This window comes from uncultured Sphingomonas sp. (genome assembly GCF_964237155.1).
Lineage (GTDB): Bacteria > Pseudomonadota > Alphaproteobacteria > Sphingomonadales > Sphingomonadaceae > Sphingomonas.
The window spans coordinates 41,836-51,884 of record NZ_CAXSHH010000013.1 but is presented as its reverse complement, the minus strand read 5'-3'; the positions used below and the strand labels follow the sequence as shown (position 1 = coordinate 51,884).

The following is a 10,049-nucleotide window of genomic DNA, read 5'->3' as shown; positions in this document are numbered from 1 at the left end:
TCGAAAACTGCCTTGCGGTTGGAAGTCCCATGGGGCAGCGGGATGCGAAATATGGTGGGTGGGCCCCCATGTAAAGTGGCGATCGCACGAAGGGCACGAATAGTGACGTTTTTGCGACAACCGACTCGCGCCGGTGTTCGCGACGCCGCCGCCAAGATCGCCGCGATCCTGCCCCCGACGCCCCTTTTCAAGAGCGAGATCAAGGGCATGGCCGTCGCCTTCAAGGCCGAGTCGCTGCAACCGGTCGGCGCGTTCAAGATCCGTGGCGCGTGGCACCGACTGACCGCGCTCGACGACGCGGCGCGGGCGCGGGGCGTGGTGGCGTTCTCGTCGGGCAATCACGCGCAAGGGATCGCCTGGGCCGCGCGCAAGCTGGGCATGGCCGCCACGATCGTGATGCCGCACGACGCGCCTGCGGTGAAGCGCGACGCCACGCTCGCGCTGGGAGCGGAGGTCGTCGGCTATGACCGCGCGACCGAGAGCCGCGAGGGGATCGCGGCGCGGCTGGCCGAGGCGCGCGGCGCCACGCTGGTGCCGAGCTTCGACGATCCATGGATCATCGAGGGGCAAGGATCGGCGGGCGTGGAGGCGGCGGCGCAGATGGCGCGGGCCGGATCTGGCGAGCCGACTCATGTCGTCGTTCCGTGCGGTGGCGGCGGCCTCGCGGCGGGCCTCGCACTCGCGCTGCCCGATACGCTGATGACCGTCGTCGAGCCCGAGGGCTGGGACGACATGGCGCGCTCGCTCGAGGCGGGTTGGATCGAGTCGGTCGGTCTCGATGCCCCGCCAACCGCCTGCGACTCGCTCCAGACGCAGCGCGTGTCCCCGCTCACATTCGACGTGCTCTCGCGCCAGGGCGTGCAGGGCGTCGCGGTGTCGGAGGCGGAGACGGCGGCCGCGCAACGCTGGGCGGTCGAGCGGCTCAGATTGGTGATCGAGCCCGGCGGCGCGGTCGCGCTCGCCGCCTTGCTCGGGGGCCGGATCGCGCTGGAGCCGGGGATGCTCGTGCTGCTGTCGGGCGGCAACGTCGACCCGGCGGCCTATGCGCGGGTGCTGGCCGGATGACCGACGCGCTGACCGGCATCGCCGCCGCCGCGCCCGCGATAGCGATGCTGGCGTGCTTCGCGTTCCTGATCGGGGGTGGGGTGCTGATCGCCAAGCGCCGCGATGTCAGGAAGGGCGCGCTGATGCTGGTGATGGCGGTGGTGCTGTTCGCGAACGTGCTGATCTGGACGTTGTGACTAGGCGGAGCGGGCATGGGCAAAGCCCATGCCGTCGGACGGTGCTTGAGGCACCGCCGGCCGGTCGCGCCGCCTTTTGCGCGATCTAGCAGGCGCTAGATCGTCGCCCGGCGCTCCTCACCGGATCGGGCTGTCCGGCGCGAGCCTCATATCGAGGTATTTATCCACGCTCCCCATCAACTGCGGCATTTCCTGCTCGAAGAAATGGTTCGCCTTGGGGATCGTGTCGTGATGGATCGTGATGTGCCGCTGCGTCCGGAGCTTGTCGACCAGCTTCTGCACCGGCCCCGCCGTCACCACCTCGTCCTGCTCCCCCTGGATGATGATGCCCGACGCCGGGCAGGGCGCCAGGAAAGTGAAGTCGAATAGGTTCGCGGGCGGCGCGATCGAGATGAAGCCCCGGATCTCCGGCCGCCGCATCAGCAACTGCATTCCGATCCACGCGCCGAAGCCGAACCCGCCCACCCAGGTCGTCTGCGCCTCGGGATGGAAGCTCTGCACCCAATCGAGCGCGGAAGCCGCGTCGGACAGTTCGCCGACGCCGTTGTCGAACACGCCCTGGCTTTTGCCCACGCCGCGAAAATTGAAGCGCAACACCGCGAACCCGCGCCGCTGGAACGTCTTGTACAGCTCCTGGACGATGCGGTTGTTCATCGTCCCGCCGCTCGACGGGTGCGGGTGGAGGATCATCGCGACCGGAGCGCGTGGGCGGGGGGCGGGGGCGAAACGGCCTTCAAGGCGGCCTTCGGGACCGGGAAAGATGACTTCGGGCATCGGTGAACCTGACTATGTCGGAACGGGCGGGTGAACCGCCGCAGATGACGCGCTATATACTTGCTATCGATCATTTTGGAACCGCGCGCTTGGCCTCCCGCATCTATCTGGATCACGCCGCGAGCACGCCCGTCCTGCCGCAGGCGGTCCGCGCCATGGCGGAGGGCCTGTCGTGCTGGGCGAATCCGAGCTCGCCGCATCGCGAGGGCAGGGCGGCGAGGCGGGCGCTGGAAGATGCGCGCGCGGCGGTCGCCGGGGCTTATGGCTGGCGCGGCTCGACCCTGTTCACCAGCGGCGCGAGCGAGGCGCTCGCGGTCGCACTGACCCGGTCCGTCGCCGACCGCATCGTCGTCACGACGGTGGAGCACGACGCCGTGCTCCGTGTCGCGGGCCGGGCCCGGACGGTGGGCGTCGATCGCGCGGGCCAAGTCGACGCCGCCGCGCTGGGGGCGGTGCTCGCCGGACCCGGCCGGGCGCTCGTCGCGGTGCAGTGGGCCAACAGCGAGACCGGCGTGCGCCAGCCCATCGCTGCGATCGCCGAACTGGTTCATGCCGCCGGTCACCTGCTGCTTGTCGACGCCGCTCAGATGCCCGCAGGCATCGATCCTCACGTCTCCGAGCATGCCGATTTCGTCGCGCTGTCGGCGCACAAGCGCGGCGGTCCGCCCGGCATGGGGGCGCTGCTCGTCCGCGATCTCGGCATGCTGACCCCCACCGGCGGGCAGGAGTTCGGCTATCGCGCGGGGACCGAGAACCTCCCCGCCGCGCTCGGCTACGCCGCCGCGCTCGCGGAGCCCGAGCCGGTCGACCGATGGGCTGCGCTCCGCGATCGTCTCGATGACGGGGTCCGCCGGTCGGGCGGGGAGGTCGTCGGCGAAGGCTCGCCGCGCCATCCCGCGATCGGCGGCTACCGCATGCCCGGAGTCGCGAGCGCCGCGCAGCTGATCCGCTTCGACTTGGCCGGGATCGCCGTGTCGGCCGGCAGCGCCTGTTCGAGCGGCAGCATGAAGCCCAGCCACGTGCTCGGCGCGATGGATTGGAGCGAGGTGGCGGGCCGCGAGGTCGTCCGCATCAGCTTCGGCCGCGACACGACCGAGGCGGAGGTCGACGTCGCCATCGCCGCCTGGCGCGACATCGCCCGCGCGGTGCGGCGGATCGCCGCGTGACCTACCTCGATTACCAATCGACCACCCCGCTCGCGCCCGAGGCGTTCGAGGCGATGCTTCCCTGGCTTCGCGACCAGCACGCCAACCCGCATTCGCCGCATCGCGAGGGCCGCCGCGCCCGCGCCGCCGTCGAGGTCGCGCGCGATCAGGTCGCCGCGCTGCTCCCGCCCGGCGGCCGCCTCGCCTTCACCAGCGGCGCGACCGAGGCGCTCAACTGGGCGATCAAGGGCGCGCCTGAAAGTAGATGGGGCGGCCCGATCGTCACCCTTGCCACCGAGCACGCCGCCGTGCTCGACACGGTCGCCGCGAGTGGGCGACCGGCCACGGTCCTGCCGATCGGCGCGGATGGGCTGGTCGACCTCGCCCAGGCAGCGACGGCGATCCGCCCCGGCACGGGCCTTGTCGCGGCGATGCTCGTCAATAACGAGATCGGCGTGATCCAGCCGATCGCCGAACTCGCCGCACTGGCGCACGAAGCGGGCGCGCTGCTCCTGTGCGACGCCGTCCAGGGGTACGGTCGCGTGCCCATTCCGGACGGGTGCGACCTCGTCGCCATCTCCGCGCACAAGGTCCATGGCCCCAAGGGCGTCGGCGGGCTCTGGATCAGGGACGGCGTGAAGCTCGCTCCGCTTCTACATGGCGGCGGGCAGGAGGAGCCGGGTCGATCGGGGACGTTGAGCCCCGCACTATGCGCCGGGTTCGGCATCGCCGCCCGTCTCATGGCCGAGCGGGCCGATGACGACGCCTCGCACATCGCGCGCCTGTTCGCCGCCGCGCGAGATCGGCTCGGCCCCGACTGGATCCTCAACGGCTCGTCGGACCTACGTTACCGGGGCAACCTCAACATCCGCCGCGCCGGTCTCGATGTCGCGCGCGTGATGTCGGACCAGCGCGACCTTGCCTTCTCGTCCGGCTCAGCCTGCGCGAGTGGGTCGGGCCGCCCCAGCCACGTGCTCCGCGCCATCGGACTGTCCGACACCGACGCGCGCTCGTCGATCCGGCTCGGCTTCGGCCGTTACACGACCGAGCACGAGCTGCTCGCCGCGATCGACCGCATCCGCGCGGCGGCCGACATACAGCGCATCGCGGCATGATCCGCGTCCGCTTCGTCGCCCCGGACGGCTCCGTCCGCGAGGCGAGAGGGATCGAGGGGGCGCGCCTGCTCGATATCGCCCAAGCGGACGGCCAGCCGCTGGAGGGTACCTGCGACGGCGACATGGCCTGCGCCACATGCCACGTCATCGTCGACCCCGCCGACTTCAACCGTCTGTCCAAGGCGAGTGAGGAGGAGGAGGAACTGCTCGACCTCGCGTACGATGCCACGCGCACCAGCCGCCTTGCCTGCCAGATCAGGCTGAACGCCGCGCTTGACGGATTGACCGTCCGGGTGCCCTGATGGCCCGCCTCGCTTGCAAATCAGCCGCTCGCTCGGCATAGGCGCGGCCGAGAGTCGGGCGGGCGTGGCCGTCGCCAACCCGGTCAGGTCCGGAAGGAAGCAGCCGCAACGATTTCGTCGCGGGTCGTCCGGCTCTCACCGCGCGGCGGCGCACGCGCCAAGCGCGAGACGCCGCAAGCGCGGCCGACGTGGCCCAGCCACGTTCGACGACGCGGCTTTGCCGCGACGCAGCCCAGATTAGCCCTGTCCTACACCTTCCGCATCCGCCAGGGTCGCGTTCATGCTCCCGTCGAATCACCCCGGCCGCGTGACGCCGAACCGCTCTCCACGCCTATACTTCCCTAAACTTGTTCAGGTTCGCGCCCGCTGATGGCCACCACGTTCGACCTCGGCGACCCGCCCCAGCCCGCGACCGCCCCCACTCCCTACCGTGTCCTCGCGCGCAAATACCGCCCCCGGACCTTCTCCGAACTCATCGGCCAGGACGCTATGGTCCGCACGCTCGGCAACGCCATCAAGCGCGACCGGCTCGCCCATGCCTTCCTGATGACCGGCGTGCGCGGGGTGGGCAAGACCTCGACCGCGCGGCTGATCGCCAAGGCGCTGAACTGCATCGGCCCGGATGGGCAGGGTGGCCCGACGATCGACCCCTGCGGCACGTGCGAGCCCTGCCGCGCGATCGCGGAGGGCCGCCATATCGACGTGATCGAGATGGACGCCGCGTCGCATACCGGCGTCGACGACGTTCGTGAGATCATCGAGGCGTCGCGCTATTCGGCCGTCACCGCGCGCTACAAGATCTACATCGTGGACGAGGTCCACATGCTTTCCAAGAACGCCTTCAACGCCCTCCTCAAAACGCTCGAGGAGCCTCCCGCGCACGTCAAGTTCCTGTTCGCCACGACCGAGGTGAACAAGGTCCCGATCACCGTCCTGTCGCGCTGCCAGCGTTTCGACCTGCGCCGCATCTCGGCCGAACTGCTCGCGAACCACTTCGCCGAGGTATGCCGCAAGGAGGGCGTGTCCGCCGACCCCGAGGCGCTGGCGCTCATCGCCCGCGCGGCGGAGGGTTCCGCGCGCGACGGGCTGTCGATCCTCGACCAGGCGATCGCCCACGCCGATCTGGAGGGGAGCAACGTCACCGCCGATGCGGTGCGCGAGATGCTGGGGCTGTCCGACCGCGGCGCGGTGCGCGACCTGCTCGGGCTCGTGCTCGGCGGCGATGGCCCGGGCGCGCTCGCGCTGCTCCGCCGCCAGTACGATCTGGGGGTCGACCCGCAGGGCGTGCTCCGCTCGCTGCTCGAGACCGTGCACGGCGTCACGCTCGCCAAGGTCGGCGCCGCGCCCGACCTGGCGCAGCCCGCCGAGGAGGCCGCCGCCTATGCCGACTGGTCGACGCGGCTGTCCTTCCCCGTGCTCCACCGGCTCTGGCAGCTCATGCTCAAGGGTCACGACGAGGTCGCGCGCGCCGTGCTGCCCATCGAGGCGGCGGAGATGGCGCTGCTCCGCGTCGTCCACGCCTCGACGCTACCCGACCCGGGTGACCTCGCTCGGCGGCTGGCATCGGGCGGCGAAGGTGATGGAACACGGCCCGCTAACGTGGCGACATCATCACCTTCGGTCCCGCCCAAGGTTTCCGGGCCGACCGCGCCCGCCGACTTCGCCGGTCTGGTCGCGTTGCTGGAGGGAGCGGGAGAACACGCGCTCGCCGCCCGACTGACGCATAGCGCCAGCGTGGTACGCTACGTCCCGCCCGAGCTGGTGCTGAGCAGTGCCCGCCCGCTGCCGCCCGACTTGTCGAAGGAGTTGGGCGAGGCGCTTCGCCGCGTCACCGACCGAACCTGGCGCGTGCTGGTGGAAGACGTGGCCGGACGACCCACCTTGCGCGAACAGGCCAAAGACGCCGAGGAGGCGGAACGCCGCGCGGTCCTCGATAGTCCTCTCGTCAAGGCGGCGTTCGAGGCGTTCCCGGAGGCCGAGCTGATCGATTGGACCAGAAACGGAGTAGCACAGTGAAGAACCTCGACGAGATCATGGCCATGGCGCAGAACGTCCAGGCCGAACTGACCAAGGCGCAGGAGAATCTCGACACGATCGAGGTCGAGGGCCAGTCCGGCGGCGGCCTGGTCAAGATGCGCGCGTCCGCCAAGGGTCGCATCATCGCGATCGACATCGATCCCTCGCTGCTCCAGCCCTCCGAAAAGCAGATGGCGGAGGACCTGATCGTCGCCGCCTTCAACGACACCCGCGCCAAGGCCGACGCCAAGTCCGGCGAGGAGATGAGCAAGATGAGCGCGGGTATTCCCCTGCCGCCGGGGTTCAAATTGCCTTTCTGAATTCCAACCCTCTCCCGCTCTCGCGGGAGAGGGAGGGTTCACTCCCGCAGACACCCATCCAGCCCCTCACGTCGCACGACACCGACCTGCCGCGCCAACCGGTCCCCATGCCGCCGCGTGAACCCGTTCGGCGCGACCGCCGCGCGCTTCTTGGGCAGCGGCAGCACCGCCGCGATCCGCCCCGCCTCGGTCGGCGTCAGGCTTGCAGCCGAGTGCCGGAAATACCGTCGCGCGCCTGCCTCCACGCCGTAGGTGCCGATCCCGGTCTCGGCGATATTGAGGTAAACCTCCATGATCCGCCGCTTGGGCCACATGGCCTCGATCAGCAAGGTGAACCACGCCTCGAAGCCCTTGCGGACGAACCCGCCCCCTTGCCATAGGAAGGCGTTCTTCGCGGTCTGCTGGCTGATCGTCGATCCGCCCCGGATGCGCCCGCCGCGCGCGTTGGCCGCCGCTGCTCCCACGATCGCGCGATAGTCGAAGCCGCCATGCGCGCAAAAGCGCGAGTCCTCCCCGGCGATCGCGGCGCGCGCCATGTCGGGGTCGGTCCGGTCGAGCGATATCCAGTCCTTGTCGATCTCGCGCCCGGCGAACAGGTCGCCCGCCATGGTCGCGGTGATCGGCACCGGCACGAACCGGTAGGCGAGCACCCACAGCAGCGAGACCGCGACGAACCAGAATGCGACTTTGAGCAACAGGCGGATGGGACCGAACATCCGCCCGGCTTAGCGCGGGCCGCCCGAAAGGACAGCCCGCGTCGTCGGACGGATCACGCCAGCGCCAGCATCCGCTTCTCGCCCGCGAGCCGCATCATGCCCTTCTGCAGCTTTTCGAACGCGCGCACCTCGATCTGGCGGACGCGCTCGCGGCTGACGCCGTATACCTGGCTCAGCTCTTCCAGCGTCTTGGGGTCGTCGGTCAGACGGCGCTCGGTCAGGATGTGCTTCTCCCGGTCATTCAGGTCGCCCATCGCGTCGACGAGCATCCCGTGGCGAACGTCGGCCTCCTGCGCATCGGCGACGACCTTGTCCTGGAGCGGCGCGTCGTCCTGCAGCCAATCCTGCCACTGACCCTCGCCGTCCTCGCGCATCGAGACGTTGAGCGACGTGTCGCCGCCCATCGCCATGCGCCGGTTCATCGACACCACGTCGCTCTCGGCCACGCCCAGATCGGTCGCGATCTTGGTCACGTCGGCCGGGCGCAGATCGCCGTCCTCGAACGCGTCGAGCTTGGACTTCATCCGACGCAAGTTGAAGAACAGCTTCTTCTGCGCCGCGGTGGTGCCCATCTTCACGAGGCTCCACGACCGCAGGATATATTCCTGGATCGACGCGCGGATCCACCACATGGCGTAGGTCGCCAGGCGGAAGCCGCGATCGGGCTCGAACTTCTTCACGCCCTGCATCAGGCCGATATTGCCCTCCGAGATCAGCTCGGACGTCGGCAGGCCGTAGCCGCGATAGCCCATCGCGATCTTGGCCACGAGCCGCAGGTGCGACGTGACCAGCTGCGCGGCCGCGTCGGTGTCACCATGCTCCGCGAACCGCTTGGCGAGCATATATTCCTGCTCGGGTTGCAAAATCGGGAATTTCTTGATCTCCGCCAGGTAGCGGTTGAGGCTCTGCTCGGTGCCGAGCGCCGGGATCGTCGCCGGTACATTGCTTCTCGCCGCCATGATCTTATCTCCCGCTTCTGGAGGAACGTCCGCGCGCATCCGCGCGTGCGATCGCTAGTCTATACGTGAAGGTGGGTGAACAGTTCCTGCATGTCGTCCGGCCAACCGCTCTCCCAGGCCATGGACACGCCCGTCACCGGGTGCTCGAACCCCAATAAGGCAGCGTGAAGCGCTTGTCGATGAAACCCAAGTTGTCGAAGCACCCCGTCGAAACCGCCTTTGGATCCATATACCGGGTCCCCGAGCAACGCATGACCGATCGAGGCGAAATGCACGCGGATCTGGTGCGTCCGCCCGGTTTCGAGCCGACATTCGACGACCGCCGCGCCGCGCAGTCGCTCCAGCGTGCGGTAATGCGTGACGGCGCGCCTACCGCCGGGGACGATGGCGATCTTCTTGCGGTTGGTCGGCGACCGCGCGAGCGGCGCGTCGATCGTTCCCTCGGCCGGGCGGGGCGCGCCGCCCACGATCGCACGATACCGCCGGTCGATACCGTGCGCCGCGAACTGCCGCGCCAGCCCTTCATGCGCCTGGTCGGTCTTGGCGGCGACCATCAGCCCGGACGTGTCCTTGTCGATCCGATGGACGATCCCCGGCCGGACCACGCCGCCGATCCCCGACAGCCGCCCCGCGCAATGGTGGAGCAGCGCATTGACGAGCGTCCCGTCCAGATTCCCCGCCGCGGGATGCACCACCAGCCCGGCGGGCTTGTCGACGACGATCAGATGCTCGTCCTCATAGGCGACGACCAGCGGGATCGCCTGCGCCGCGTTCGTAGCCGGCGCCACCTCGGGCATGGCAATGGCGAACGCGTCGCCCGCCTGCACTTTACGCGACGGTTGGGACAGGACCGTGCCGCCGCTGCTCACCGCGCCCCCGTCGATCAACGCCCTGATCCGCTCGCGCGACAAAGCGGGAATGGCGTCGGCCAGCGCCCGGTCGAGCCGCACGCCCGCACTTTCCGCGCCAATGCGCGCCTCGATGATCGACCCCCGTTCCACCGTGTCCCGATATGACGTCGGACGTCCGCATATCAACGGCGCTGCTCGAGGTGATCGCGGCGGAGGCGGGCGCCTCGCCGACACGCGAGGTGTGCGGCCTCCTGTTCGGGACCGCCCACGCGATCACCGCGCGCCGGTCCGCCCGCAACGTCGCCGCCGACCCCCGGACGGCCTTCGAGATCGACCCCGCCGCGCTCCTCGCCGCGCATCGCGAGCAGCGCGGCGGCGGTCCGGCGATCGTCGGCTGCTACCATTCGCACCCGTCCGGCGCGCCCGCACCGTCGCCGCGCGACGCTGCCAACGCACGGGCCGACGGCTTGCTATGGCTCATCGTCGCGGTGGGCGAAGCGCGGCTCTGGCGCGCGACCGCCACAGGCGATCGCCACGGCCGCTTCGATCCGGTGACGCTGACTTGCATCGACGCCCCCCCTTCGCCAGAGGACCCCGTTCGTCGTTAAGG

12 protein-coding genes and 1 other RNA gene are annotated in these 10,049 nt (G+C 69.8%); 9 read left to right on the top strand and 4 right to left on the bottom strand.

Going from position 1 to position 10,049, the window contains the following annotated elements:
• Positions 1–102 precede the first annotated feature (102 nt).
• On the top strand, positions 103–1,065 hold the full coding sequence (locus ACFE71_RS05195; protein WP_375427747.1) for a threonine/serine dehydratase: 963 nt from the start codon (positions 103–105) through the stop codon (positions 1,063–1,065).
• On the top strand, positions 1,062–1,241 hold the full coding sequence (locus tag ACFE71_RS05190; RefSeq protein WP_375427746.1) for a hypothetical protein: 180 nt from the start codon (positions 1,062–1,064) through the stop codon (positions 1,239–1,241). The genes ACFE71_RS05195 and ACFE71_RS05190 overlap by 4 nt, the downstream gene beginning before the upstream one ends.
• A gap of 117 nt (positions 1,242–1,358) precedes the next feature.
• Here ACFE71_RS05190 and ACFE71_RS05185 read toward each other — a convergent pair whose 3' ends face one another.
• The gene (locus ACFE71_RS05185; RefSeq protein ID WP_375427745.1) at positions 1,359–2,015 is read right to left on the bottom strand and encodes an alpha/beta hydrolase; all 657 of its coding nucleotides are present in this window, start codon (positions 2,013–2,015) and stop codon (positions 1,359–1,361) included.
• A gap of 89 nt (positions 2,016–2,104) precedes the next feature.
• Between ACFE71_RS05185 and ACFE71_RS05180 the strand changes: the two genes are divergently transcribed.
• The 6 genes from ACFE71_RS05180 to ACFE71_RS05155 all read left to right on the top strand — a co-directional run bounded on the left by ACFE71_RS05180 (position 2,105) and on the right by ACFE71_RS05155 (position 6,913).
• Positions 2,105–3,181, top strand: coding sequence for a cysteine desulfurase family protein (locus ACFE71_RS05180; RefSeq protein ID WP_375427744.1), 1,077 nt, complete (start codon positions 2,105–2,107; stop codon positions 3,179–3,181).
• Entirely contained in the window at positions 3,178–4,275 is a 1,098-nt protein-coding gene (locus tag ACFE71_RS05175; RefSeq protein WP_375427743.1) for a cysteine desulfurase family protein, read from the top strand. The genes ACFE71_RS05180 and ACFE71_RS05175 overlap by 4 nt, the downstream gene beginning before the upstream one ends.
• Complete coding sequence (locus tag ACFE71_RS05170) at positions 4,272–4,577, top strand: 2Fe-2S iron-sulfur cluster-binding protein (RefSeq protein WP_375427742.1); 306 nt, start codon at positions 4,272–4,274, stop codon at positions 4,575–4,577. The genes ACFE71_RS05175 and ACFE71_RS05170 overlap by 4 nt, the downstream gene beginning before the upstream one ends.
• Positions 4,578–4,625: 48 nt before the next feature.
• Positions 4,626–4,718: signal recognition particle sRNA small type (gene ffs, locus ACFE71_RS05165), an RNA gene on the top strand.
• Between the two features lie 228 nt (positions 4,719–4,946).
• Entirely contained in the window at positions 4,947–6,593 is a 1,647-nt protein-coding gene (locus tag ACFE71_RS05160; RefSeq protein WP_375427741.1) for a DNA polymerase III subunit gamma/tau, read from the top strand.
• Positions 6,590–6,913 carry a YbaB/EbfC family nucleoid-associated protein gene (locus ACFE71_RS05155; protein WP_375427740.1) on the top strand — a complete coding sequence of 108 codons (324 nt, stop codon included), beginning with the start codon at positions 6,590–6,592 and terminating at the stop codon, positions 6,911–6,913. The genes ACFE71_RS05160 and ACFE71_RS05155 overlap by 4 nt, the downstream gene beginning before the upstream one ends.
• A gap of 38 nt (positions 6,914–6,951) precedes the next feature.
• Here the strand turns inward: ACFE71_RS05155 and mtgA are convergent, their stop codons facing one another.
• Genes mtgA through ACFE71_RS05140 form a run of 3 tightly spaced genes read right to left on the bottom strand, consistent with a single transcriptional unit; the run spans position 6,952 to position 9,589 of the window.
• A complete protein-coding gene (gene mtgA / locus ACFE71_RS05150) occupies positions 6,952–7,629 on the bottom strand; it encodes a monofunctional biosynthetic peptidoglycan transglycosylase (RefSeq protein ID WP_375427739.1) in 678 nt (225 codons plus the stop codon).
• A 53-nt stretch (positions 7,630–7,682) separates the two neighbouring features.
• Positions 7,683–8,588, bottom strand: coding sequence for an RNA polymerase sigma factor RpoH (gene rpoH, locus ACFE71_RS05145; protein ID WP_375403616.1), 906 nt, complete (start codon positions 8,586–8,588; stop codon positions 7,683–7,685).
• A gap of 59 nt (positions 8,589–8,647) precedes the next feature.
• The gene (locus tag ACFE71_RS05140) at positions 8,648–9,589 is read right to left on the bottom strand and encodes an RluA family pseudouridine synthase (RefSeq protein WP_375427738.1); all 942 of its coding nucleotides are present in this window, start codon (positions 9,587–9,589) and stop codon (positions 8,648–8,650) included.
• Between the two features lie 11 nt (positions 9,590–9,600).
• Here ACFE71_RS05140 and ACFE71_RS05135 point away from each other — a divergent pair, with 11 nt between their 5' ends.
• Positions 9,601–10,047 carry a M67 family metallopeptidase gene (locus ACFE71_RS05135; protein ID WP_375427737.1) on the top strand — a complete coding sequence of 149 codons (447 nt, stop codon included), beginning with the start codon at positions 9,601–9,603 and terminating at the stop codon, positions 10,045–10,047.
• Positions 10,048–10,049 lie beyond the last annotated feature (2 nt).

What these genes read in the sequence shown, in the direction of transcription:
- ACFE71_RS05170 (WP_375427742.1), top strand. Translation starts at nt 4,272, where the DNA reads ATGATCCGCGTCCGCTTCGTCGCCCCGGACGGCTCCGTCCGCGAGGCG.
- mtgA (WP_375427739.1), bottom strand. Translation starts at nt 7,629, where the DNA reads ATGTTCGGTCCCATCCGCCTGTTGCTCAAAGTCGCATTCTGGTTCGTC.
- ACFE71_RS05185 (WP_375427745.1), bottom strand. Translation starts at nt 2,015, where the DNA reads ATGCCCGAAGTCATCTTTCCCGGTCCCGAAGGCCGCCTTGAAGGCCGT.
- rpoH (WP_375403616.1), bottom strand. Translation starts at nt 8,588, where the DNA reads ATGGCGGCGAGAAGCAATGTACCGGCGACGATCCCGGCGCTCGGCACC.
- ACFE71_RS05160 (WP_375427741.1), top strand. Translation starts at nt 4,947, where the DNA reads ATGGCCACCACGTTCGACCTCGGCGACCCGCCCCAGCCCGCGACCGCC.
- ACFE71_RS05135 (WP_375427737.1), top strand. Translation starts at nt 9,601, where the DNA reads ATGACGTCGGACGTCCGCATATCAACGGCGCTGCTCGAGGTGATCGCG.
- ACFE71_RS05190 (WP_375427746.1), top strand. Translation starts at nt 1,062, where the DNA reads ATGACCGACGCGCTGACCGGCATCGCCGCCGCCGCGCCCGCGATAGCG.